Source organism: Streptomyces sp. CAI-85, from assembly GCF_013363615.1.
Lineage (GTDB): Bacteria > Actinomycetota > Actinomycetes > Streptomycetales > Streptomycetaceae > Streptomyces > Streptomyces antibioticus_B.
In genome coordinates this window covers 86,093-110,463 of the sequence record NZ_JAANNX010000009.1, presented here as the reverse complement: position 1 = coordinate 110,463, position 24,371 = coordinate 86,093, and the positions used below count along the sequence as shown (strand labels likewise).

General features: G+C 71.2%; 22 protein-coding genes and 1 tRNA gene. 14 read left to right on the top strand and 9 right to left on the bottom strand.

What is annotated here, in order from left to right; all coding sequences use genetic code 11:
• Positions 1-49: 49 nt before the first annotated feature.
• The 6 genes from G6W55_RS14300 (at position 50) to G6W55_RS38630 (ending at position 8,414) form a co-directional block, all read left to right on the top strand.
• The gene (locus G6W55_RS14300; RefSeq protein WP_175521203.1) at positions 50-2,668 is read left to right on the top strand and encodes a bifunctional SulP family inorganic anion transporter/carbonic anhydrase; all 2,619 of its coding nucleotides are present in this window, start codon (positions 50-52) and stop codon (positions 2,666-2,668) included.
• Positions 2,669-2,877: 209 nt separating this feature from the next.
• Positions 2,878-4,839: an acetate--CoA ligase gene (acs, locus tag G6W55_RS14295; RefSeq protein ID WP_175521202.1), complete on the top strand. Its 1,962-nt coding sequence runs from the start codon at positions 2,878-2,880 to the stop codon at positions 4,837-4,839.
• Between the two features lie 214 nt (positions 4,840-5,053).
• Positions 5,054-6,460: a Na+/H+ antiporter NhaA gene (nhaA, locus tag G6W55_RS14290; RefSeq protein ID WP_175521201.1), complete on the top strand. Its 1,407-nt coding sequence runs from the start codon at positions 5,054-5,056 to the stop codon at positions 6,458-6,460.
• A gap of 183 nt (positions 6,461-6,643) precedes the next feature.
• The gene (locus tag G6W55_RS14285; protein WP_175521200.1) at positions 6,644-7,168 is read left to right on the top strand and encodes a phage holin family protein; all 525 of its coding nucleotides are present in this window, start codon (positions 6,644-6,646) and stop codon (positions 7,166-7,168) included.
• Positions 7,165-8,103 (top strand): alpha/beta fold hydrolase, encoded by a 939-nt coding sequence (locus G6W55_RS14280; protein WP_175521199.1) that lies wholly within the window; start codon positions 7,165-7,167, stop codon positions 8,101-8,103. The genes G6W55_RS14285 and G6W55_RS14280 overlap by 4 nt, the downstream gene beginning before the upstream one ends.
• 128 nt (positions 8,104-8,231) lie before the next feature.
• Positions 8,232-8,414: a hypothetical protein gene (locus G6W55_RS38630; protein WP_078634309.1), complete on the top strand. Its 183-nt coding sequence runs from the start codon at positions 8,232-8,234 to the stop codon at positions 8,412-8,414.
• 29 nt (positions 8,415-8,443) lie between these two features.
• On the opposite strand, the gene G6W55_RS14275 is transcribed toward G6W55_RS38630, so the two are convergent.
• The 3 genes from G6W55_RS14275 to nth all read right to left on the bottom strand — a co-directional run bounded on the left by G6W55_RS14275 (position 8,444) and on the right by nth (position 11,389).
• Positions 8,444-9,643, bottom strand: a complete 1,200-nt coding sequence (locus G6W55_RS14275; RefSeq protein ID WP_175521198.1) for a MarP family serine protease — start codon at positions 9,641-9,643, stop codon at positions 8,444-8,446.
• Positions 9,644-9,738: 95 nt separating this feature from the next.
• Entirely contained in the window at positions 9,739-10,464 is a 726-nt protein-coding gene (locus tag G6W55_RS14270; RefSeq protein WP_375372448.1) for an NUDIX hydrolase, read from the bottom strand.
• Between the two features lie 82 nt (positions 10,465-10,546).
• Entirely contained in the window at positions 10,547-11,389 is an 843-nt protein-coding gene (nth, locus tag G6W55_RS14265) for an endonuclease III (RefSeq protein ID WP_375372447.1), read from the bottom strand.
• A gap of 287 nt (positions 11,390-11,676) precedes the next feature.
• Between nth and G6W55_RS14260 the strand changes: the two genes are divergently transcribed.
• Entirely contained in the window at positions 11,677-12,351 is a 675-nt protein-coding gene (locus G6W55_RS14260) for a Crp/Fnr family transcriptional regulator (protein ID WP_030795913.1), read from the top strand.
• A gap of 105 nt (positions 12,352-12,456) precedes the next feature.
• Positions 12,457-13,311, top strand: a complete 855-nt coding sequence (locus G6W55_RS14255; protein ID WP_175521196.1) for a nucleotidyltransferase domain-containing protein — start codon at positions 12,457-12,459, stop codon at positions 13,309-13,311.
• A 19-nt stretch (positions 13,312-13,330) separates the two neighbouring features.
• On the opposite strand, the gene G6W55_RS14250 is transcribed toward G6W55_RS14255, so the two are convergent.
• The 4 genes from G6W55_RS14250 to G6W55_RS14235 all read right to left on the bottom strand — a co-directional run bounded on the left by G6W55_RS14250 (position 13,331) and on the right by G6W55_RS14235 (position 15,768).
• Positions 13,331-14,161 carry an MBL fold metallo-hydrolase gene (locus G6W55_RS14250; RefSeq protein ID WP_175521195.1) on the bottom strand — a complete coding sequence of 277 codons (831 nt, stop codon included), beginning with the start codon at positions 14,159-14,161 and terminating at the stop codon, positions 13,331-13,333.
• Positions 14,158-15,051 (bottom strand): NUDIX hydrolase, encoded by an 894-nt coding sequence (locus tag G6W55_RS14245; protein ID WP_175521194.1) that lies wholly within the window; start codon positions 15,049-15,051, stop codon positions 14,158-14,160. Before G6W55_RS14245 ends, G6W55_RS14250 begins: the two co-directional genes overlap by 4 nt.
• A 97-nt stretch (positions 15,052-15,148) precedes the next feature.
• Positions 15,149-15,613 carry a RidA family protein gene (locus tag G6W55_RS14240; RefSeq protein WP_030795917.1) on the bottom strand — a complete coding sequence of 155 codons (465 nt, stop codon included), beginning with the start codon at positions 15,611-15,613 and terminating at the stop codon, positions 15,149-15,151.
• Positions 15,610-15,768: a DUF4177 domain-containing protein gene (locus G6W55_RS14235; protein ID WP_003967454.1), complete on the bottom strand. Its 159-nt coding sequence runs from the start codon at positions 15,766-15,768 to the stop codon at positions 15,610-15,612. The genes G6W55_RS14240 and G6W55_RS14235 overlap by 4 nt, the downstream gene beginning before the upstream one ends.
• A 208-nt stretch (positions 15,769-15,976) precedes the next feature.
• On the opposite strand from G6W55_RS14235, the gene G6W55_RS14230 reads away from it, so the two are divergent.
• Positions 15,977-16,954: an ArsA-related P-loop ATPase gene (locus G6W55_RS14230; RefSeq protein ID WP_175521193.1), complete on the top strand. Its 978-nt coding sequence runs from the start codon at positions 15,977-15,979 to the stop codon at positions 16,952-16,954.
• A complete protein-coding gene (locus G6W55_RS14225) occupies positions 16,951-18,513 on the top strand; it encodes an ArsA family ATPase (protein ID WP_244369458.1) in 1,563 nt (520 codons plus the stop codon). The genes G6W55_RS14230 and G6W55_RS14225 overlap by 4 nt, the downstream gene beginning before the upstream one ends.
• Before the next feature lie 171 nt (positions 18,514-18,684).
• On the opposite strand, the gene wblA is transcribed toward G6W55_RS14225, so the two are convergent.
• Positions 18,685-19,023 carry a transcriptional regulator WblA gene (gene wblA / locus G6W55_RS14220; RefSeq protein WP_030795920.1) on the bottom strand — a complete coding sequence of 113 codons (339 nt, stop codon included), beginning with the start codon at positions 19,021-19,023 and terminating at the stop codon, positions 18,685-18,687.
• A gap of 407 nt (positions 19,024-19,430) precedes the next feature.
• On the opposite strand from wblA, the gene G6W55_RS14215 reads away from it, so the two are divergent.
• Complete coding sequence (locus tag G6W55_RS14215) at positions 19,431-21,764, top strand: transglycosylase domain-containing protein (protein ID WP_175521192.1); 2,334 nt, start codon at positions 19,431-19,433, stop codon at positions 21,762-21,764.
• A 140-nt stretch (positions 21,765-21,904) separates the two neighbouring features.
• On the opposite strand, the gene G6W55_RS14210 is transcribed toward G6W55_RS14215, so the two are convergent.
• Positions 21,905-22,369, bottom strand: a complete 465-nt coding sequence (locus tag G6W55_RS14210; RefSeq protein ID WP_175521191.1) for a GatB/YqeY domain-containing protein — start codon at positions 22,367-22,369, stop codon at positions 21,905-21,907.
• Positions 22,370-22,487: 118 nt separating this feature from the next.
• On the opposite strand from G6W55_RS14210, the gene G6W55_RS14205 reads away from it, so the two are divergent.
• The 3 genes from G6W55_RS14205 (at position 22,488) to G6W55_RS14195 (ending at position 24,338) form a co-directional block, all read left to right on the top strand.
• Positions 22,488-23,414, top strand: a complete 927-nt coding sequence (locus tag G6W55_RS14205; RefSeq protein ID WP_175521190.1) for a metallophosphoesterase — start codon at positions 22,488-22,490, stop codon at positions 23,412-23,414.
• Between the two features lie 70 nt (positions 23,415-23,484).
• Positions 23,485-24,222: a Pr6Pr family membrane protein gene (locus G6W55_RS14200; protein ID WP_175521189.1), complete on the top strand. Its 738-nt coding sequence runs from the start codon at positions 23,485-23,487 to the stop codon at positions 24,220-24,222.
• Positions 24,223-24,264: 42 nt separating this feature from the next.
• Positions 24,265-24,338 (top strand) — tRNA-Pro (locus tag G6W55_RS14195).
• Positions 24,339-24,371: the final 33 nt, after the last annotated feature.

Below are 24,371 nucleotides of genomic sequence, written 5' to 3'. Positions count from 1 at the left end.
CGGGGGACCACCTGTTCCGCGACCGCGCCGCCCCGGAGGAGACGGGAACATGTCAGCCTGCGTCCCCACCCGCACCGACTCGAAGCGCACCCAGCGCATCCACCGCCCCCACAGTCCGCCGTCCACCCCGCCCCGCCGCTTCCGCATCGCGGGCGCCGACGTGTCCGCCGCGATCGCCGTCTTCCTGATCGCCCTTCCGCTCTCCCTCGGCATCGCCCTGGCCACCGGCGCACCACTCCAGGCCGGGCTCGTCGCGGCCGCCGTCGGCGGGATCGTCGCCGGCCGGATCGGCGGATCGCCGCTCCAGGTCAGCGGCCCCGCCGCCGGGCTCACGGTCGTCACCGCCGACCTCATCCAGCGCTACGGCTGGCGGACCACCTGCGCCATCACCGTCCTCGCCGGACTCGCCCAACTCGGCCTCGGCTGCCTGCGCGTGGCCCGCACCGCGCTCGCCGTCAGCCCGGCCATCGTGCACGGCATGCTCGCCGGCATCGGCGTCACCATCGCCGTCGCGCAACTGCACATCGTCCTCGGCGGCACCCCGCAGAGCTCCGTGCTCGCCAACCTCCGCGCACTGCCCGCCCAACTCGCCGGGCTGGACCCCGCCGCGGTGGCCGTGAGCGCGATGACCCTGACCCTGCTGCTGCTCTGGCCGCGCATCCCGGGCCGGGCCGGCCGGCTGCTGCGCAGAGTGCCCGCCGCCCTGATCGCCGTGTCCGGGGCCACCGCTGCCGCCGCGCTCGCCGGGCTCGTGCTGCCCAAGGTCGACCTGCCCTCCTGGCGCAGTCACGCCCTGGCCGGACTGCCCGAAGGCCCGGCCCTCGGCCTCGTCGCCGCCGTCCTCACCACCACGCTGGTGTGCAGTGTGCAGTCGCTGCTCGGCGCCGTCGCCGTGGACAAGCTCATCGCGACCCGCCCCGGCGGCCCGGCCCGGGTCGGCCGCTCCGACCTGGACCGCGAACTCCTCGGCCAGGGCGCCGCCAACATCGTCTCCGGCACCCTCGGCGGACTGCCCGTCGCCGGGGTCGCCGTACGGAGTTCGGCGAATGTCCAATCCGGTGCCGTGAGCCGGAACTCCACGATGCTGCACGGCGTTCTCGTAGTAGTCGCCGCGCTGCTGATGGTTCCGATCCTGGAGCTGATCCCGCTCGCCTCGCTCGCCGCCCTGGTGATGGCCGTCGGCATCCAGATGGTGTCCCTGCACCACATCCGCACGGTGACGCGCCACCGAGAGGCGCTGGTGTACGCCGTCACCACCCTCGGTGTGGTGTTCCTCGGTGTCCTGGAGGGCGTGACGCTGGGGATCGCCGTGGCGGTCGCCGTCGCCCTGCACCGCCTCACCCGCACCCGTATCACTCATGACGAGAAGGAAGGAGTCCATCACGTACACGTACGAGGCCAGTTGACGTTCCTCGCGGTCCCCCGGCTCAGCCGGGCCCTGCACCACGTACCCCAAGGCAGCCATGTCGTGGTCGAGTTGGACGGCTCCTTCATGGACCACGCGGCGTACGAGGCGCTCCAGGACTGGCGGAAGACGCACACCGCACAGGGCGGCACCGTCGAACTGACCGGCCGCCGCGTCGCCACCGGGACGGACCCGGGAGCAGCCGACCCCGGCACCACCGGCACCGGCACCGGCACCGGCACCGGCACCGGCACCCACGCCGATACCGACACCACATCCGCGCCGCACACCGCCCACCCCACCCTGCACCTCGGTTCCGCCCGCGCCGAGTGCCAGTGCCGGCCGTGGACGCCCTGGCGCAACCACCGGTGCGAGGTCCCCCGTCTCGCGCCGCCGGCCGCCACCTCCGGACAGCACCCGGGGCGGCATCCCGACCGGCAGCCGGGCCAGCATCCGAGCCGGCACCCGGACCGGCATCCGGACCGGCATCCGGACCGGCACGATGACGCCCCTCGCCCGACGGAGGCCGGGCAGACAACCGACCCGTCCGTACTCACCCCGCTAGGAGGAACCTCAGCACCTGCCGCACCCCTCGGCGGCCGGCAACTCGTCCATGGGATCACCGCGTTCCAGCGGAACACCGCGCCGCTGGTCCGTGGGGAGTTGGCGCGGTTGGCCAAGGAGGGGCAGCGGCCGACGCAACTGTTCCTGACCTGTGCCGACTCCCGGCTGGTCACCTCGATGATCACGTCCAGTGGTCCGGGAGACCTGTTCGTGGTGCGCAATGTGGGCAATCTGGTGCCACCGCCCGGCGAGGAGAGCGGGGACGACTCGGTGGCGGCGGCGATCGAGTACGCCGTGGACGTGCTGCACGTCCGGTCCATCACGGTGTGCGGCCACTCCGGGTGCGGTGCCATGCAGGCGCTGCTCCAGTCCGATCCCGGCCAGACCCAGACCCCGCTGAGGCGGTGGCTGCGGCTGGGCGTGCCGAGTCTGGAGCGGATGGCCGACGACCGCCGTCCCTGGCCCCGGCTGGCCGGGCGGGCGGCCGCGGACGCGGTCGAGCAGCTCTGCCTGACCAATGTGGTCCAGCAGTTGGAGCATCTGCGGGCCCATGAGTCGGTGGCCCGCGCCCTGCGGAGCGGGGAGCTGGAGCTGCACGGGCTGTACTTCCACGTGGGCGAGGCGCAGGCGTATCTGCTCCAGGGCCAGGACGAAGGTGTCGTGTTCGACCATGTGGGAGCGGTGGATCTGACGGCGTGAGCGGGTGAACCCCACCCGTTCGGCGTCCGTGGGTACAGGTGACCCGGTCAGCCAAAATCCCACAGGTCTAAACCAATTTTCGGGCGACCCTTGTCACCGGCCCCCTGGGTCTGATGAGCTGTGGCCTGGGACACAACGGACACCCTTCGAAAGGGAGATGTCGTGAGCAACGAGAGCCTGGCCAACCTGCTGAGGATGGAGAGGGAGCGATGAGCGAGAGTTCTTCCCTTTCCAACCTGCTCAAGGAAGAGCGCAGGTTCGTGCCGCCCGCCGACCTGGCCGCCGGCGCCAACGTCACGGCGGAGGCGTACGAACAGGCCAAGGCTGACAGGCTCGGCTTCTGGGCCGAGCAGGCCCGTCGGCTGACCTGGGCCAAGGAGCCGACGGAGACGCTGGACTGGTCGAACCCGCCGTTCGCCAAGTGGTTCCAGGACGGCGAGCTGAACGTGGCGTACAACTGCGTGGACCGCCATGTGGAGGCCGGGCACGGCGACCGGGTCGCGATCCACTTCGAGGGCGAGCCCGGTGACAGCCGCGCGCTCACCTATGCCCAGCTCAAGGACGAGGTGTCGAAGGCGGCCAACGCGCTGCTGGAGCTGGGGGTGGCCAAGGGCGACCGGGTCGCCGTCTACATGCCGATGATCCCGGAGACGGCGGTCGCGATGCTGGCGTGCGCCCGGATCGGCGCCGCGCACTCGGTCGTCTTCGGCGGTTTCTCGGCGGACGCGCTGGCCACGCGCATCCAGGACGCCGACGCCAAGGTCGTCATCACGGCGGACGGCGGGTACCGGCGCGGCAAGCCGTCCGCGCTGAAGCCGGCGGTCGACGAGGCGGTCGCCAAGGCGGGCAACGTCGAGCATGTGCTCGTGGTCCGCCGTACCGGCCAGGACGTGGCGTGGGACGACAGCCGTGACGTGTGGTGGGACGAGATCGTCGAGCGGCAGTCCGCCGAGCACACCCCGGAGGCGTTCGACGCCGAGCAGCCGCTGTTCATCCTGTACACGTCCGGGACGACGGGGAAGCCGAAGGGCATCCTGCACACCTCGGGCGGCTACCTCACCCAGACGGCCTACACCCATCACGCCGTCTTCGACCTCAAGCCGGAGACGGACGTGTACTGGTGCACGGCCGACGTCGGCTGGGTCACCGGGCACTCGTACATCGTCTACGGGCCGCTCGCGAACGGCGCCACGCAGGTCATGTACGAGGGCACGCCGGACACCCCGCACCAGGGGCGGTTCTGGGAGATCGTGCAGAAGTACGGGGTGACGATCCTGTACACGGCGCCGACCGCGATCCGGACGTTCATGAAGTGGGGCGACGACATCCCCGCGAAGTTCGACCTGTCCTCGCTGCGGGTGCTGGGTTCGGTGGGCGAGCCCATCAACCCCGAGGCATGGATCTGGTACCGCAAGCACATCGGTGCCGACCGGACGCCGATCGTGGACACCTGGTGGCAGACCGAGACCGGCGCGATGATGATCTCGCCGCTGCCGGGCGTCACCGCGACCAAGCCGGGTTCGGCGCAGACCCCGCTGCCGGGCATCTCCGCGACCGTCGTCGACGACGAGGCGAACGAGGTGCCCAACGGCGGGGGCGGCTATCTGGTCCTCACCGAGCCGTGGCCGTCGATGCTGCGCACCATCTGGGGCGACGACCAGCGGTTCCTGGACACCTACTGGTCGCGGTTCGAGGGCAAGTACTTCGCGGGCGACGGCGCCAAGAAGGACGACGACGGCGACATCTGGCTCCTGGGCCGGGTCGATGACGTGATGCTCGTGTCGGGCCACAACATCTCCACCACCGAGGTGGAGTCGGCGCTCGTGTCGCACCCCTCGGTCGCCGAGGCGGCCGTGGTCGGGGCGGCGGACGAGACGACCGGGCAGGCGATCGTGGCCTTCGTGATCCTGCGCGGCACGGCGAACGCGGAGGACGAGAACCTCGTCGCCGAACTGCGCAACCACGTCGGCGCCACGCTCGGCCCGATCGCCAAGCCCAAGCGGGTCCTGCCGGTCGCCGAACTGCCCAAGACCCGCTCCGGCAAGATCATGCGCCGGCTGCTGCGGGACGTCGCGGAGAACCGTCAGCTCGGTGACGTCACCACCCTGACCGACTCCACGGTCATGGACCTCATCCAGGCCAAGCTCCCGGCCGCGCCCAGCGAGGACTGAGCCCACAGCCCCGAGGACGGCACGAAGGGCACCCGGCGGATCGGCGTACGCACGCTGGCCGCGCCGGGTGCCCTTCGTGCGCCTAACGTGAGATCACCTGGTGCGCCACCGCCACACCTTAGGTAATCTAAGCAAAAAACATCATTGCCTCAGGTGCGCCGGGAAGTCTGGTCGGCATGCGCTCAGCCATGCCCACCGCCCGGAGGTCTCCACCGTGACAGCGTCCCGCACCCCCTCGTCCCGTACGTTCCTCGGCCGGCTCTCGCTGCCCGAGCGATCGGCCGTCACGGACGCGCTGCGCACCGAGACGGTCGGGGGCGTGCTGCTGCTCGTCGCCGCCGTCGCCGCCCTGATCTGGGCGAACGTCCCCGCGCTGCACGACAGCTATGTGAGCGTCGGCGACTACCACTTCGGCCCCGAGGCGCTCGGTCTGCATCTCTCCGTCGAGCACTGGGCGGCCGACGGTCTCCTCGCGGTCTTCTTCTTCGTCGCGGGCGTAGAGCTGAAACGCGAGCTCGTCGCCGGCGACCTCAAGGACCCCAGGGCCGCCGCGCTCCCCGTGGCGGCCGCGCTGTGCGGGATGGCCGTACCGGCTCTCGTGTACGCGCTCACCAACGTCCTCGGGGGCGGTTCGCTCGACGGGTGGGCCGTACCCACCGCCACCGACATCGCGTTCGCGCTCGCCGTGCTCGCCGTCATCGGGACGTCCCTGCCGGGCGCCCTGCGCGCCTTCCTGCTCACCCTGGCGGTCGTGGACGACCTGTTCGCGATCCTGATCATCGCCGTGTTCTTCACCGCCGACATCAGTCTCCTGGCGCTGGGCGGCGCGCTGGCCGGTCTCGTCGTCTTCTGGGTGCTGCTGCGCACGGGCGTGCGCGGCTGGTACGTGTACGTGCCGCTCGCGCTCGTGATCTGGGCGCTGATGTACAACAGCGGCGTCCACGCCACGATCGCCGGTGTCGCCATGGGCCTGATGCTGCGCTGCACCACCCGCGAGGGCGAGGAGCGCTCCCCGGGCGAGCGGATCGAGCATCTGGTGCGGCCACTGTCCGCGGGCCTGGCGGTACCGCTGTTCGCCCTGTTCAGCGCGGGTGTGGCGGTCTCCGGCGGGGCGCTCGCGAACGTGTTCCGGCAGCCGGAGACACTCGGAGTGGTGCTGGGGCTCGTGGTCGGCAAGACGGTCGGTGTCTTCGGCGGGACCTGGCTGACCGCGCGCTTCACCCGGGCCTCGCTGAGCGAGGACCTCGCCTGGGCGGACCTCTTCGCCGTCGCCACGCTCGCCGGTATCGGCTTCACGGTCTCGCTGCTGATCGGGGAGCTGGCCTTCGAGGGCGACGCGGCGCTGACCGACGAGGTCAAGGCGTCCGTCCTGATGGGCTCGCTGATCGCGGCCGTCCTGGCGACCGTCCTGCTGAAGCTGCGCAACGCCCGCTACCGGCGGCTGTACGAGGCCGAGGAGCGCGACGACGACCAGGACGGCATCCCGGACGTCTACGAGCAGGACGATCCGGACTACCACCTGCGGATGGCCGAGATCCACGAGGGGAAGGCCGTCGAGCACCGGCGGCGCGCCGAGGCGATCGTCCGGGAGCGCGCCGGTCGGCACCCGCAGTCCGGATAGCCCAGCCCATACCCCCCTCACACACGGTCGTGGGGGCCGCGAAGACCCCTTCCGCGCGCCACGGAGTCGCCGAAGTGGCGGGCGGGGCGGGCGAGGACGGCGGCCGTCCGGCATGATCTGACGGGACGGTACAAAAGAAGCCAGAAGCAGGAAACACCCCAGCAGCGGAAGAGGGAGAACGCGATGAGCGCACCCGACGGCACCCCGGTCGGCGCCGAACGCAGCATCGGCCAGTTGTTCGCCTCGGCGACGACCGAGTTGTCGGCCCTGGTGCACGACGAGATCGCGCTGGCCAAGGCCCAGCTCAAGCAGGACGTCAAGCGCGGCGCGATGAGCGGGGGCGCCTTCTCGGTGGCCGGCGCGGTGCTGGTGTTCTCCCTGCCGATGCTGAACTTCGCGCTGGCGTACGGCATCCGGACCTGGAGCGACTGGAATCTCGCGCTCTGCTTCCTGCTGTCCTTCGCGGCGAACGTACTGATCGCGGTCGTCCTGACGCTGGTCGGCGTGGCGTTCGCGAAGAAGGCCAAGAAGAGCCAGGGCCCGCAGAAGGTGGCCGCGTCGGTGAAGGAGACGGCGGGTGTCCTCCAGAACGCCAAGCCGCACCCGCGTCCCGAGCTGCCCAAGGACCAGGTCCTGCCGCTGGACCGGGCGCTGCCGCAGGACCGGGCGCCGCAGGCCATCGAGGCTGTGGCACGCTCGTCGTCATGACGGACCCCGGCACCCCTTCGGCGCAGCCCGCCTCGATCGTCCGGCCCGACGGCCCCTGGACGCATCGCGAGGTCGCGGCCAACGGCGCCCGCTTCCACATCGCGGAGGCCGGTGACGGGCCGCTGGTCATGCTCGTCCACGGCTTCCCGCAGTTCTGGTGGACCTGGCGGCACCAGCTCACCGCGCTGGCCGACGCGGGCTTCCGGGCCGTCGCGATGGACCTGCGGGGCGTGGGCGGCAGCGACCGTACGCCCCGGGGCTACGATCCGGCCAACCTCGCCCTCGACATCACCGGCGTGATCCGCTCGCTCGGCGAGCCGGACGCGGCGCTGGTCGGCCATGACCTGGGCGGCTATCTGGCGTGGACGGCGGCCGTGATGCGGCCCAAGCTGGTGCGCCGGCTCGTCGTCTCCTCGATGCCGCACCCCCGGCGGTGGCGCTCGGCGATGCTGGCCGACGTCCGGCAGACGTCCGCGAGTTCCCACATCTGGGGCTTCCAGCGGCCGTGGGTGCCCGAGCGGCAGCTCACGGCCGAGGACGGGGAGCTGGTGGGCCGGCTGATCCGGGACTGGTCCGGCCCGCTGCTGCCGGACGACGAGGCGGTGCGGACGTATCAGCGGGCGATGTGCATCCCGTCCACGGCGCACTGCTCGGTGGAGCCGTACCGGTGGCTGGTGCGGTCGCTGGCGCGCCCGGACGGGGTGCAGTTCTACCGGCGGATGAAGCGGCCGGTGCGGGTGCCGACGCTGCATCTGCACGGCTCCCTCGATCCGGTGATGCGGACCCGCAGCGCCGCGGGCTCCGGCGAATACGTGGAAGCCCCGTACCGCTGGCGGCTCTTCGACGGCCTCGGGCACTTCCCGCACGAGGAGGATCCGGTCACTTTCAGTACAGAACTGGTCAATTGGCTGAAAGACCCCGAGCCCGATCGGTGACGGACCTGTCGCGCCCGGTATCCGGAAGCGGAACGGCAGTTCTACGAACGGCCACTTGCCCGGCGCATAGGCCAATTGGGCGCCCCGAGCGCGGTTATCGACCTTGGGGCGGGGGCAGACGTCGGGGTATGGGCTGGACGCACGACTACAGTGACGCAGCACGCAACCGCCGCTCGGCCAACGGCCTGAGCCCTCACCGACGAGGTGCGGACCCGCAGATTCCGGGCTCCGACCTCAAGGTGGGCATTCCGCGCATCCTGCGCCGCCGGGCCCGCTGGGTCTCGGTACGCCTGCGCCACCCACGAGGCTGACGCCCACCTCACCAGACCCACGGCCCCCCTCAGAGGGCGCAGTTGTCGCTGTCCACCTGCTGGCCCGCGCTGCGCCCCTGGGCGATGTCCTGCCGGATCTCGTCCGCGGTGAGGGCGTAGCCGGTCTCGGCGTCGTCGAGGGACTTCGCGAACACCACGCCGTACACCTCGCCTTCGGGTGTGAGCAGCGGGCCGCCGGAGTTGCCCTGGCGGACGGTCGTGAAGAGCGAGTACACATCACGGCGCACGGTGCCGCGGTGGTAGATGTCCGGGCCGTTGGCGGTGATGCGCCCGCGCACGCGCGCGGCGCGCACGTCGTACGCCCCGTTCTCCGGGAAGCCGGCCACGATCGCGCCGTCCCCGCTCACGGCGTCGTCACCGGTGAACCGCAGGGCGGGCGCCTTGAGTTCGGGTACGTCCAGGACGGCGATGTCGCGCTTCCAGTCGTACAGCACGACCGTGGCGTCGTACTTGCGGCCCTCCCCGCCTATCTGGACGGTGGGTTCGTCGACGCCGCCCACCACGTGCGCGTTGGTCATGACGCGGCGCTCCGCGAAGACGAAGCCGGTGCCCTCCAGCACCTTGCCGCAACTCTCCGCGGTGCCCATGACCTTGACGATGGATCGCTGCGCCCGCTTGGCCACGGCGCTGCCGGCCAGTTCCGGGTCGGGCGGCTGGACGTCGGTGATCGGCTCGTTGGCGAAGGGGCTGAAGACCTGCGGGAAGCCGTTCTGCGCGAGGACGGAGGAGAAATCGGCGAACCAGGTGTCCGCCTGGGTCGGCAGCGCCCGCGACACGCCCTGGAGCACCTTGGAGCTGCGGACCTCCTTGCCGAGCGTCGGCAGGGTGGTGCCGGCCAGCGCCGAGCCGATCAGCCAGGCGACGAGCAGCATCGCCACGACGTTGACCAGCGCGCCGCCGGTCGCGTCGAGCGCGCGGGCCGGGGACCAGGTGATGTACCGGCGCAGTTTGTTGCCGAGATGGGTGGTGAACGCCTGGCCTATGGAGGCGCAGACGATGACGATCACGACCGCGACGACGGCGGCCGTGGTGCTGACCTCGGAGTTGTCGGTGAGCCAGTCCCAGATCACGGGCAGCAGGTAGACGGCGACGAGACCGCCTCCCAGGAACCCGATCACCGACAGGATGCCGACGACGAAGCCCTGTCGGTATCCGACGACCGCGAACCACACGGCCGCGACGAGCAACAGGATGTCCAGCACGTTCACCGCTTCGCGCCTCGCCTCATCAATTCGCGGTCACTACAGGTCGGCCGGGGGTCCTGGGACGCTTCCCGGGCCGACACAGCACGGTGGACACCCTGTCATGACCTCCAGTCCAGCGGGACCTGCTTCCCCCGGTCCCAGGGCCGCTCCCAGCCCGCGAAGTGCAGCAGCCGGTCGATGATGCCGGCCGTGAAGCCCCAGACGAGGGCCGATTCGACCAGGAATGCCGGACCTCGGTGACCGCTGGGGTGGACGGTCGTCGCGCGGTGCGCGGGGTCCGTGAGATCGGCCACGGGGACCGTGAACACCCGCGCCGTCTCGTTCGGGTCGACGACGCCGACCGGGGTGGGCTCGCGCCACCAGCCCAGGACCGGGGTGACGACGAACCCGCTGACCGGGATGTACAGCTTGGGCAGCGCGCCGAAGAGCTGGACGCCGGACGGATCGAGGCCGGTCTCCTCCTCGGCCTCGCGCAGGGCCGCGCGCAGCGGTCCGTCGCCCTGCGGATCGCCGTCCTCCGGGTCGAGGGCGCCGCCGGGGAAGGAGGGCTGACCGGCGTGCGAGCGCAGGGAGGTGGCCCGCTCCATCAGGAGCAGTTCGGGTCCGCGCCCGCCCTCGCCGAACAGGACCAGGACGGCCGACTGCCGCCCCGCGCCGTCCTCGGGGGGCAGGAAGCGGCTGAGCTGGAGCGGTTCGACCGTCTCCACCGCGTGCACCACCGGGTCCAGCCAGGCGGGCAGGCCCTCCTTGCTGAGGCCCACCGGAGCGCCCTGCGCGTCGCGCGCACCGCCCGGTGTGCCGCGTGTGCCACTCGCTCGCGTCACCGTCGCACCACCCCCCGTCCTGACGGGTCCAACGCGCGAGGACCCGCTGATCGTTCCGCCGGCCGTCCGGTGGCCGCGCGCGTCATCCGGCCCCCAGCGGCGGGGCCGGGCGGCCGCCCGCGTCGAGGTAGGACTGCGGCGGGTTCAGCCGCTGGCCGGGGAAGCCGCCCTTCTCGTACTTGAGCAGCTTTCTCGCCTTCTCGGGGTCCGTCTCGCCCTCGCCGTACGCCGGGCAGAGCGGCGCGATGGGGCAGACGCCGCAGGCGGGTTTGCGGGCGTGGCACATCCGGCGGCCGTGGAAGATCACATGGTGGGAGAGCATCGTCCACTCGCTCTTGGGGAAGAGCGCGCCGACGGCGGCCTCGATCTTGTCGGGCTCGGTCTCCTCGGTCCACCGCCAGCGCCTCACCAGCCGCTGGAAGTGGGTGTCCACGGTGATCCCGGGGCGGCCGAACGCGTTCCCCAGCACCACGAAGGCCGTCTTGCGGCCGACCCCGGGCAGCTTGACCAGGTCCTCCAGCCGGCCGGGGACCTCGCCGTCGAACTGCTCCACGAGGGCCTTGGAGAGCCCTATCACCGACCGGGTCTTCGCCCGGAAGAACCCGGTCGGACGCAGGATCTCCTCGACCTCCTCGGGATCGGCGGCGGCCAGGTCCTCGGGGGTGGGGTACTTGGCGAAGAGGGCGGGGGTGGTCTGGTTGACGCGCAGGTCGGTGGTCTGGGCGGACAGGACCGTGGCGACGACGAGCTGGAAGGGGTTCTCGAAGTCCAGCTCGGGGTGGGCATAGGGGTAGATCTCGGCCAGCTCGCGGTTGATCCGGCGGGCGCGGCGCACCAGGGCCGTACGGGACTCGGGCTTGCTGAACCGGGGATTCTTCGTCACCTTTGCCGCTTTCTCGCCGCTTGATCGCCACCACCGGAACACTGTTCGCCCTCGGCGGAATCGCGACGGGCCTTCACCCGCACAGCCCCCTCGGCCTGTGCTCTCACCGGCGTTTTGGACACCCGGCCAGCCTAAAGCCCGGCACCGACATCCGCCCCGGACCCTGAAGATCAGCCCCCAATTGGACCCCTGCCGCTTACCACGGGACATGTGTACGGCATCCTTGTGACAGATCACACTGTTTGGACCGTCCAGCAAAATGGGGAACACGGTCCCCTGGTACCAAGGGGGAGCAAGATCCCCTGAGCAGGTCGACAAGGAGAGAACTCGTGGACGACGTTCTGCGGCGCAACCCGCTCTTCGCGGCTCTCGACGACGAGCAGGCCGCTGAGCTGCGCGCCTCCATGAGTGAGGTGACGCTCGCCCGTGGCGACTCCCTGTTCCACGAGGGCGACCCGGGCGACCGGCTCTATGTCGTCACCGAGGGCAAGGTCAAGCTCCACCGCACATCCCCGGACGGCCGCGAGAACATGCTCGCCGTGGTCGGCCCCGGCGAACTGATCGGCGAACTGTCGCTGTTCGACCCTGGCCCGCGTACGGCGACGGCGACCGCCCTGACCGAGGTCAAGCTGCTCGGCCTGGGCCACGGCGACCTCCAGCCCTGGCTGAACGCGCGCCCCGAGGTGGCCGCCGCGCTGCTGCGCGCCGTCGCCCGGCGTCTGCGCAAGACCAACGACGCCATGTCCGACCTCGTCTTCTCGGACGTCCCCGGACGCGTGGCGCGCGCCCTGCTGGACCTGTCGCGCCGCTTCGGCGTGCAGTCCGAGGAGGGCATCCACGTCGTCCACGACCTGACGCAGGAGGAGCTGGCCCAGCTCGTCGGCGCCTCCCGCGAGACGGTCAACAAGGCGCTCGCCGACTTCGCGGGCCGCGGCTGGCTGCGCCTGGAGGCGCGGGCCGTGATCCTGCTGGACGTGGAGCGACTGGCGAAGCGGTCCCGCTGACACGGGTCTGATCCGTCCGGTGCGGAAGGGCTCGCCCAAAGGGCGGGCCCTTCGTCACTCGAAAAATGAGCCGCCGATCCGCCCGCCGGGCGGCACAGTGGCCCCATGACCGACACGGCTGCCGTCAGGGGTCTCGACGCCCAGGGGTACATCGCCCGCGAGGGCTCCCTCGCGCGCGTGCCAGCCGTCTTCCGCCCCGTCGTCGCGGCCGCCCGGGAACGGCTCACCGACCTGTTCGGCGTACGGCTGCACAGCGCCTACCTCTACGGCTCGATCCCGCGCGGCACCGCGCGCGTGGGCCGCAGCGACCTGGACCTCCTGGCCGCCCTGCACGACGAGCCGGCCGAGGCGGACCACGCGGGCGCCCGCGCGCTCGTCGAGGCCCTCGACGCCGAGTTCCCGCAGATCGAAGGCGGCGGGGCGCTGCTGTACGGCCGTGCCCGGCTGCTGAGCGACCTGGAGCGGCACGACATGGGCTTCTTCGTGGCCTGCCTGTGCACGCCCCTCCTCGGCCACGACCTCGCCGCGTCCCTGCCCCGCTACCGCCCCGACACGCTCCTCGCCCGCGAGACCAACGGCGACCTCGGCCTGCTGCTGCCCCGCTGGCGCGAGCGGGTGGCACGCGCGGGCGACGCGGGCGACGTGTCCGACAGCGAGCACACCCGGCGTTCTCTCGTCCGGTACATGTCCCGTCATCTCGTCCGCACAGCGTTCACCCTGGTCATGCCCCGGTGGAACGGCTGGAGCAGCGATCTGCGCGTGATGGCGGACGTCTTCGCCGGGTACTACCCCGAGCGGGCCGCGCAGGTCCGGGCGGCGGCCGCCCTCGGGTACGAGCCGACCGGCGACGCGGCCGTCCTCACGGCCTACCTGGACGACCTGGGGCCGTGGCTCGCACGGGAGTACACGCGTGTGCACGGGACCAAGGCGGCCCGGCCGGAGGACGCGACGGCTGCTTAGATCACCGGTTCGGCCCCCGCTAGATCAACCCGTGCTCCTGGAGGTACTCCAGTTGCGCGCGGACGGAGAGTTCCGCCGCCGGCCACAGGGAGCGGTCGACGTCGGCGTAGACGTGGGCGACGACCTCGGAGGGGGCCGTGAAGCCGTTCTCGACGGCCGTCTCGACCTGGGCGAGGCGGTGGGCGCGGTGGGCGAGGTAGAACTCCACGGCGCCCTGTGCGTCCTCCAGGACGGGCCCGTGGCCCGGGAGGACCGTGTGGACGCCGTCGTCGACCGTGAGGGACCTCAGGCGCCGCAGGGAGTCCAGATAGTCGCCGAGGCGGCCGTCGGGGTGCGCCACGACGGTCGTACCGCGCCCCAGGATCGTGTCGCCGGTGAGGACGGCGCCGTCGGCCGGGAGGTGGAAGCAGAGCGAGTCCGCGGTGTGGCCCGGGGTCGGGACGACCCGCAGTTCCAGTCCGCCGACGGTGACGACGTCCCCGTGGGCCAGGCCCTCGTCGCCGAGTCGCAGGGCGGGGTCCAGGGCACGCACGCGTGTACCGGTCAGCTCGGCGAAGCGGGCGGCGCCCTCCGCGTGGTCGGGGTGGCCGTGGGTGAGCAGGGTGAGGGCGACGCGCCGGCCGGCCCGCTCGGCGGTGTCGACGACCGCGCGCAGATGCCCCTCGTCCAGCGGGCCCGGGTCGATCACGACCGCCAGGTCCGAGTCGGGTTCGGCGACGATCCAGGTGTTGGTGCCGTCCAGGGTCATCGCGGAGGCGTTGGGCGCGAGGACGTTCACGGCACGCGCGGTGGCCGGTCCGGAGAGGACCTCGCCACGGGGCTGGCCCGGAAGGGCGCCGGCGTACGTCATGCGGGGCCTCCCCCGGCGGCGATCGGGATGTGCTTGGTGAACTCGCCGTGGCCGGGCCAGGACAGCACGATCTCGCCCCCGTCCAGCCGCGCCTCGGCCAGGACGGGTGTGAGGTCGCGCGCGGGCGCCGCGGCCAGCGCGTCGGCCGCCGAGCCGTACGGCAGGAGCTGGCGCAGGGTCGCGATGGTGGGCGGCATCATCGTCAGCTCGCCCCGGTCGTAGCGCTCGGCGGCCTCGGCGGGGCGGATCCACACCGTGCGGTCGGCCTCCGTGGAGGCGTTGCGGGTGCGCTGGCCCTCGGGGAGCGCGGCCACGAAGAACCAGGTGTCGTAGCGGCGGGACTCGAACTCGGGGGTGATCCAGCGCGTCCAGGCGCCCAGCAGGTCGGACCGCAGGACCAGGCCGCGGCGGTCGAGGAACTCCGCGAAGGACAGCTCACGGGCGGCCACGGCGGCACGGTCGGCCTCCCAGTCGTCGCCGGTGGTGTCGCCGACCACCGTGTCGGGGGTGGGCCCGGCGAGCAGGACGCCCGCCTCCTCGTACGTCTCGCGTACGGCCGCGCAGACGATCGCCTGGGCCGCCGCGCCGTCGACACCGAGCCGTTCGGCCCACCACGCGCGCGTGGGGCCGGCCCAGCGCACCTGGCGGTCGTCGTCGCGCGGGTCGACGCCGCCGCCCGGATAGGCGTACGCGCCTCCGGCGAAGGCCATGGAGGCGCGTCTGCGGAGCATGTGCACGACGGGGGTGCCGCCGTCCCTGGGGTCCTTCAGGAGCATGACGGTGGCGGCGCGTTTCGGGGCGACCGGGGTGAGGGTGCCGTCCGCCAGCGCGCGGATGCGTTCCGGCCAGTCCTGCGGGAACCACTGTCCATTCGCCTGCCCATTCGCCATGGGCGCGAGGCTATCCCCTGGGGAGCGAATGTTCGAGAGGTGCCCGAGGTCAGGGCACCTCCGCGACCTCCACGACCTCCGCGGCCGGGCCCGTGCGCTACGGGAGCAGCTCCACCTGGATCTCGACCTCGACGGGTGCGTCCAGCGGCAGCACCGCGACGCCCACCGCGCTGCGCGCGTGCACGCCCTTCTCGCCGAGGACCTCGCCCAGCAGTTCGCTCGCGCCGTTGAGGACGGCGGGCTGGCCGGTGAAGTCCGAGGCCGACGCGACGAAGCCGACGACCTTCACCACGCGCGCGACGCGGTCCAGGTCACCGGCGACCGACTTCACGGCGGCCAGGGCGTTCAGGGCGCAGGTGCGGGCCAGTTCCTTGGCCTCCTCGGGCGTGACCTCCGCGCCGACCTTGCCGGTGACCGGCAGCTTGCCGTCCACCATGGGCAACTGGCCGGCCGTGAACACGTACGGCCCCGACTGCACGGCCGGCTGGTAGGCCGCGAGCGGCGGCACCACGGCGGGCAGGGTCAGCCCCAGCTCGGCGAGCCTCGCCTCGACGGCGCTCACGCCTTCTCCCGCTTCAGGTAGGCCACGAGCTGCTCGGGGTTGTTCGGCCCGGGCACGACCTGGACGAGCTCCCAGCCGTCCTCGCCCCAGGTGTCCAGAATCTGCTTCGTGGCATGGACGAGCAGCGGCACGGTTGCGTATTCCCACTTGGTCATGGGGGCGACTGTATCCGCTGCGGAGGGCCGCGCCGGTGCGGGCCGGTGCCTGCCGGGGGCCGGATCCGCAGCCACGTCGGACGCGCTTCCGCGAGGCCGGGCGGCACGGTCGACCACACAGCCGTCCGCAAGCCATGTGGCCGATAGTCGCCCCCTTTGTCCACAGCCTGCCGATTGCCCCGGACGCGGACTGGTTACGCTCGAAGACGTGAGCAGGCTCCAGGTCGTCAGCGGAAAGGGCGGGACCGGAAAGACGACGGTCGCCGCGGCCCTCGCGCTCGCCCTCGCCACGGCGGGGAAGCGGACGCTTCTCGTCGAGGTGGAGGGCCGGCAGGGCATCGCGCAGCTCTTCGAGACGGAGGCGTTGCCCTACGAGGAACGCAAGATCGCCGTCGCGCCGGGCGGCGGTGAGGTGTACGCGCTCGCCATCGACCCCGAACTGGCCCTTCTGGACTACCTCCAGATGTTCTACAAGCTCGGCGGCGCCGGACGGGCCCTCAAGAAGCTCGGCGCCATCGACTTCGCCACCACCATCGCCCCCGGCCTGAGGGACGTCCTCCTCACCGGCAAGGCGTGCGAGGCGGTACGCAGGAAGGACAAGAGCGGCCGGTTCGTGTACGACTACGTCGTCATGGACGCGCCGCCCACGGGCCGCGTCACCCGCTTCCTGAACGTCAACGACGAGGTGGCCGGGCTCGCCCGGATCGGCCCGATACACAATCAGGCGCAGGCCGTGATGCGGGTGCTGAAGTCGGCGGAGACCGCCGTCCACCTGGTCACGCTGCTCGAGGAGATGCCGGTCCAGGAGACCGCCGACGGCATCGCCGAGCTGCGCGCGGCCAAGCTGCCGGTGGGCCGGGTCATCGTGAACATGGTCCGCCCCGAGGTGCTGGACGCCGACGAGCTGGAACTCGTACGGAATGTCGGACGTTCCTCTGTCGCACGGTCGCTGTCCGCCGCCGGGCTCGGCGGGGCGCGGCGCGGCGGGCATGCCGAGCGGCTGGTGGACCCGCTGCTCCGGCAGGCCGAGGAGTACGCCGAGCGGCACGCGCTGGAGCAGGAGCAGCGCGCGGTCCTGGCCGGACTGGATCTGCCGACGCACGAACTGCCGCTGCACGCGGAGGGCATGGACCTCGCGGATCTGTACGAACTCGCCACCGAGCTGCGGAAGCAGGGGATCGCATGAGCCGCGACCAGGCCCAGGAACGGGGCGGGGCCGAGGACTCGGCACAGGGACGGGATCAAGGCTCGGCTCAGGGACGGGGTCAGGGCTCGGCTCAGGGACAGGGTCAGGGCTCGGCCCAGGGCCGGGAGCCGCGCGGCCTCGCTCCCACGCGCGTGCTCGACATCGATCCGCTGCTCGACGACCCGGCGACCCGCATCGTGGTGTGCTGCGGTTCGGGCGGTGTCGGCAAGACGACGACGGCGGCGGCGCTCGGCCTCAGGGCCGCCGAGCGTGGCCGCAAGGTGGTGGTCCTCACCATCGACCCGGCGCGCCGGCTCGCCCAGTCCATGGGCATCGACTCGCTGGACAACACCCCGCGCCGGGTGAAGGGCATCGACGACTCCGCGCGGGGCGAACTGCACGCGATGATGCTCGACATGAAGCGGACGTTCGACGAGATCGTCGAGTCGCACGCGGATCCCGAGCGGGCGGCGGCGATCCTCTCGAACCCCTTCTACCAGTCGCTCTCCGCGGGCTTCGCCGGCACGCAGGAGTACATGGCGATGGAGAAGCTGGGCCAGTTGCGGGCCAGGGACGAGTGGGACCTGATCGTCGTCGACACCCCGCCGTCGCGTTCGGCGCTGGACTTCCTGGACGCGCCCAAGCGGCTCGGGTCGTTCCTGGACGGCAAGCTGATCCGGGTGCTGCTCGCGCCCGCCAAGGTCGGCGGCCGCGCGGGGATGAAGTTCCTCAACGTCGGGATGTCGATGATGACGGGCGCGCTCGGCAAGCTGCTGGGCGGGCAGTTGCTGAAGGATGTCCAGACGTTCGTGGCGGCCATGGACTCGATGTTCGGCGGCTTCCGCACGCGCGCGGACGCCACGTACAAGCTGCTCCAGGCGCCGGGGACGGCGTTCCTGGTGGTGGCGGCCCCCGAGCGGGACGCGCTGCGGGAGGCCGCGTACTTCGTGGAGCGGCTGGCGGCGGAGCGGATGCCGCTCGCCGGTCTGGTGCTCAACCGGGTCCATGGCAGCGGTGCCGCCCAGTTGTCGGCCGAGCGGGCGCTCGCCGCCGCGGAAAATCTTGAAGCGGAAAATCTTGAAGACGCCCGCATTGTGGATCAGGACGGCGGGAAAGCTGGACTTCGTAACTCTCCCGACACGTACGGCAGTTCAGGATCCGACGACGCTAACGGCGCACCAGCAACCCCCACCGCACCCGACGCTCCCACCACGGCCACCTCGCCCGACGCCCCCACCGCATCCCCCGCGGCCACGGCGTCCGACGCGTCCCGGCCCGCGGACCGCTCCGGCACTCGGCCCGGCTCCCCCGGCACCGGCACCGACGACCCCGGCACCGATCAGCTCACGGCGGGCCTGCTGAGGCTGCACGCGGAGCGGATGCATCTGCTCTCGCGGGAGCGGCGCACCCGCGACCGTTTCGCCTCACTGCACCCGGAAGTGGCCGTGACCGAAGTGGGCGCGCTGCCCGGCGATGTCCACGACCTCGCGGGGCTGCGGGACATCGGCGACCGACTCGCGGCCAACCGGCCGGAACTGCCGGGGGCCGCGGACGCGTAAGACGAGCCGACGACTCGTGAGACGAGCCGACGCATGACGAGACGACAGGTCGGACGGCCGTAGGACGACGGGTCAGACAGCGCGGGTGCGGCGAGTCAGACAGCGGCGCGGGCGCAGCGAGCCGGCCAGTGGCCGGCCGACGGCCGGGGCAGGCGAGGGACAGTCGCCCGCTCAGCCCACCGCCGCGTAGTTCTCGTACACGCTGTCGTCGTCGAGCGGCACGATGCCCGCTCCGCGCTCGTACTCCAGGCGTGCCGTCTCCAGGAGCCGGCGCCATGAAGTCACGGTGGGCCGCCTGCGCAGCAGGGCGCGGCGCTCACGCTCCGTCATGCCTCCCCACACGCCGAACTCGACGCGGTTGTCGAGCGCGTCGGCCAGGCACTCCGTGCGTACCGGACATCCGGTGCACACCGCCTTGGCCCTGTTCTGCGCTGCTCCCTGAACGAACAGTTCATCCGGATCGGTAGTGCGGCAGGCGGCCTGCGCACTCCAGTCGGTTACCCAGCCCATACCGGCGCCGTCCTCTCCCGAATCGAGGCTCCCCCACGGCGGCAGCGGCATATTCACCGCCGCCAGTTGAGGACGTTACGGAAGGTGGGCACAGCGCAACACCCCCTTCGGGCCCAATCTTGAATGGCCCGAACGGACTATGGGTAAGCGGCAGATCACCCGGGGGAGTGAGCCCGCGACATACGTGACTATCGCCACAAAATAGGACAGTCCTCTTGAGTCACAACGGACGCCGAGTGACACACAAGGCGGATTCGGACACGCCCCCACCAGGAAAACGGGGCACTTCCGGAACGATTCGGGGTCGCCGGACGTATTGATACGTAGCCCTGCTGCTGTGACAGTTGAGAGCAGCTTAGGCCAAGGCATATACGCGTGTCCGGCGAATGAGAACGTAGGCTGCCCTCATGCCAAAGAAGCGCTCGGGCGGAGGGCTGTCCGCCACGCAGCAGGCCGCGAAGTTCCTCGGCGTCAGCGTGCTCTCCGGAGCCGTCCTGGCGGGTATCGCCCTGCCCGCCTTCGGAGCGCTGGGCCTCGCGGCCAAGGGGTCGGTGGAGTCCTTCGACGAGCTCCCGGCCAACCTGAAGACGCCCCCGCTGAGCCAGCGCACCACGATCCTGGACGCCAAGGGCTCCCAGATCGCCACGGTCTACTCCCGTGACCGCACGGTCGTCGACCTCAAGAACATCTCGCCGTACATGCAGAAGGCGATCGTCGCGATCGAGGACTCCCGCTTCTACGAGCACGGCGCGGTCGACCTCAAGGGCGTCCTGCGCGCCCTGAACCAGAACGCGCAGAGCGGCGGGGTCGCCCAGGGCGCCTCGACGCTCACCCAGCAGTACGTGAAGAACGTCTTCGTGGAGGAGGCGGGCGACGACCCGACGAAGGTCGCGCAGGCCACCCAGCAGACCATCGGCCGCAAGATCCGCGAACTGAAGTACGCGATCCAGGTCGAGGAGGAGCTGGGCAAGAAGAAGATCCTCGAGAACTACCTGAACATCACGTTCTTCGGGCAGCAGGCGTACGGCGTCGAGGCCGCCGCCCACCGCTACTTCTCCAAGTCCGCCAAGAACCTCACGCTGCCCGAGGCCGCCCTGCTGGCCGGCATCGTCCAGTCCCCCAGCCGCTACGACCCGGTCAACGACGAGGCGGAGGCGATCAAGCGCCGTAACACCGTGCTCTCGCGGATGGCCGAGGTCGGCGACATCTCGGCGTCCGAGGCCGCGGAGGCGCGCAAGGCCCCGCTCGGCCTGAAGGTCACCCAGCCGAAGAACGGCTGCATCACCGCCGTCCAGGGCGCCAGCTTCTTCTGCAAGTACGTCGAGCGGGTCTTCCTCAGCGACCCGGTCTTCGGCAAGACGAAGGAGGAGCGGGCCAAGATCTGGAACCAGGGCGGCCTGACCATCCGTACGACGCTCGACCCGCAGTCGCAGAAGTCCGTCCAGCAGTCCCTCAAGGACCACGTCTACAAGTCGGACAAGGTCGCCGCGGCCGCCACGCTCGTCGAGCCCGGCACCGGCAAGATCCTCGGGATGGGCCAGTCGAAGCCGTACGGCTACGGCAAGAACGAGACCGAGTACAACTACTCGGTCAACGCCTCCATGGGCGGCTCGAACTTCGGCTTCCCGACCGGTTCGACGTTCAAGCCGTTCGTCGCGGCGGCCGCCCTGGAGGAGGGCCGACCGGCCAACCAGACGTACTCGGCGCCGTACGAGATGCCGTACCCGGACAGCGTCCAGACGTGCAGCGGCAAGCCGTGGCTGAACGACGACAACTACAAGCTGGAGAACGAGAGCGAGTCGGAGCACGGGCCGTACGCGCTGCGCAAGGCCATGGAGATGTCGGTCAACACCTACTTCGTGCAGATGCTGTCCGACATCGGCATGTGCCCGGTGGTGAAGATGACGGACGCGCTCGGCGTGGTCCAGGGCAACGGCGACAAGATCCCCGAGGTCCCCTCGTCCATGACCCTCGGCTCCACGGGCCTCTCCCCGCTCACGATGGCCAGCGCGTACGCCTCCTTCGCGAGCCGCGGCATGTACTGCACGCCGGTGGCCATCGAGTCGATCACCCAGACGGTCGGCGGCACCAAGAAGTCGCTGGAGGTCCCGAAGTCGACCTGCTCGCGCGCGATGAGCGAGAAGACCGCGGACACCGTCAACACCCTGCTCAGCGGCGTGGTCGACTCCGGCACCGGCCAGCAGGCCGGCCTGTCGGGCCGCGCGAACGCCGGTAAGACGGGTACGACGGACGAGCGGAGGAACGCCTGGTTCGTCGGCTACACGCCGAACCTCTCGGGTGCCGTCTGGGTCGGCAGCGCCACCCAGAAGGTGAAGATGACGAACATCAGCATCGGCGGCGTCTACCACGGCCAGGTCTACGGCGGTGACACCCCCGGCCCGATCTGGCGCGACGCGATGACCGGCGCGCTCTCGGGCAAGGAGGCCCCGGAGTTCAACCTCGTCCACATCCCGGGCAACGACAAGGAGCGGGACGAGGACGACGACGACCACGACGGCCGCGGTGACGGCGACGGCAACAACGGCGACGGCTTCATCGGCGGCCTGCTCAACGGCGGCAACGGCAACGGCGGCAACAACGGCGGTGCCAATGGCGGGAACAACGGCGGCGGCGACAACGGCGGCTCGACGGGCGGCGACACCCCGACTCCCGGCTTCACGCTCCCGGACGGGTTCTTCCGGGGGACGAGCAACGGGAACGACACCGGGGGGCGGGGCTGAGCGGGACGGCACCCCCCGGGGGGGGCGGGGCTGAGCGGGAACGGCCGCCGCGCCTGACGCACGCCATGGGTGACAGAACGGCCCCTGCCTCTCCGTACGGGAGGCGGGGGCCGTTCCTTTCTTGGTCTGTCGCTCTCCGGTCAGCCCGCGAGGAGCTTCTTCACCACCGCGGCGACGCGGCCGCCCTCGGCCTGCCCGGCCACCTTCGGGTTCACGATCTTCATGACGGCGCCCATGGCCCGCGGCCCCTCCGCGCCGGCGGCCTTCGCCTCGGCGACGGCCTGGCCGACGATGTCGTTCAGCTCGTCGTCGCTGAGCTGCTTCGGCAGGTAGGCGGCGAGCACCTCGCCCTCGGCCTTCTCGCGCTCGGCGCTCTCGGCGCGACCACCCTGAGCGAAGGCGTCCGCGGCCTCGCGGCGCTTCTTCGCCTCCTTGGTGATCACCTTGAGGACCTCGTCGTCGGAGAGCTCGCGCTTCTCCTTGCCCGCGACCTCTTCCTTGGTGATCGCGGCGAGCGTCAGCCGGAGCGTCGAGGAGCGCAGCTCGTCGCGCCCCTTGATCGCGGCGTTGAGGTCTTCCTGAAGCTTCGACTTGAGCGTGGTCATGGGTCGATTGTCGCAGGTATGGGGCGCCCGCCGCCCACGCATTTAAAGGGCGCCGGGGGAACGGCACTTAAGGGACGGCGGGCGCGGCGCGGCGGGCCGCGTCTGACACGATGGAGGTATGCGCGCGCGATACGGAGTACCTCTGTCCATCGCGGCGGCTGGCGCCGCCGGTCTGGCCTACGCGGCGGGTTTCGAGACCCGCTCCTTCCGGCTGCGGCGGGTGACCGTCCCCGTCCTGCCCGCCGGCATGCGCCCCCTTCGCGTGCTTCAGGTCTCCGACATCCACATGGTCGGCGGGCAGCGCAAGAAGCAGCGGTGGCTGCGCTCGCTGGCCGGACTGCGCCCCGACTTCGTGATCAACACGGGCGACAACCTGTCCGACCCGGAGGGCGTCCCGGAGACCCTGGACGCGCTCGGTCCGCTGATGGAGTTCCCGGGGGCGTACGTCTTCGGCTCGAACGACTACTACGGCCCGAAGCTGCGCAACCCCGCCCGCTATCTGCTGGAGAAGGCCCAGGGCCGGCACGGCCTGAACGGCAACGCGCCCGCGGTCGGCGTCGTCCACAACCCGTGGGAGGACCTGCGGGACGGCTTCGACACGGCCGGCTGGCTGAACCTCACCAACACCCGGGGCGTGCTGAAGGTCGACGGGGTGTCGATCGAGCTGACCGGCCTGGACGACCCGCACATCAAGCGGGACCGGTACACGCGCGTGGCGGGCGGCCCGTCGTCCTCCGCGGACTTCTCGATGGGCGTGGTGCACGCCCCGTACCTGCGCGTCCTCGACGCGTACACGGCGGACGACTACCCGCTGATCCTGGCCGGCCACACCCACGGCGGCCAGCTCTGCATCCCCTTCTACGGCGCCCTGGTCACCAACTGCGACCTGGACACGGACCGCGTGAAGGGCCTGTCGACGCACACCTCGGAGGGCCGGACGGCGTACCTCCACGTCTCGGCGGGCTGCGGAACGAACCGCTACACACCGGTGCGGTTCGCGTGCCCGCCGGAAGTGACGCTACTGACGCTGACGGAGAAGGAGTAGTAGCGGGCACGGGGTCCTCATTCGGCCCACCCGAATAGCCCCTTTTGACGGCCTTGCCTACTTTGTGGGCATGACCGCGCCGATACCGCCTGTACCGCCTATACCGAGGGACATCCCGGAGCTGCCCGCGATACCGCGGACCCACCGCCTGCTCCCCTCCACCGTCCCCGCAGCCGCCGTGGTACCACCCGTACGCCGCCCCCTGGCCGCGATCCTCCGCGTCCTGATCGCCGGCACGGCGGCCGCGGGCGTCGCCTTCGAGCTACGGCTCGACAGCGCACCGCGCGTGCTGAGCCACTTCGCGATCCAGGCCGACATCCTGCTCGCGGTGGTCATGCTCCTGTCGGCCCGCCGAGCCTGGACCGCCCGCAAGCCGCTCCCCGCGGCCCTGACCGGCGCGGCGCTGCTCTACGTGACGATCACGTCCCTGACCCACCACGTACTCCACACGACCACGGCGTCCCTCCTCGTCCACACGGTGACCCCGGTGGCAGCGCTCCTGGAGTGGCTCCTGCTGACCTCCCCCGGCCACCTGCGCCTGCGCCACGCGGCGACGTGGATGGCGTACCCGTGCGCTTACCTGCTGTTCCTGCTCATCAGGGCCGAGCTGATGACACCGGCCCACCCCCTGTACCCCTTCCTCGACCCCGCGGCTCACGGCTACCGCCACACCCTGACCGACGCCCTCCTCCTCGGCCTCTCCTTCTACGCCCTGGCCGTCCTCCTCGTAGCCCTCGACCACGCCCGCCCCAACCCGATCCACCACCGCGCCAAAACCGGATTTCGTCTCCAGCCACCGGTGGGCTAAAGTAAACGACGTCGCCGCGAAAAGCAGGACCAGCAGCGACATCGGGGTGTAGCGCAGCTTGGCAGCGCGCTTCGTTCGGGACGAAGAGGTCGTGGGTTCAAATCCCGCCACCCCGACAGCCGAAACAGCAGGTAGACCCACCTACTCAC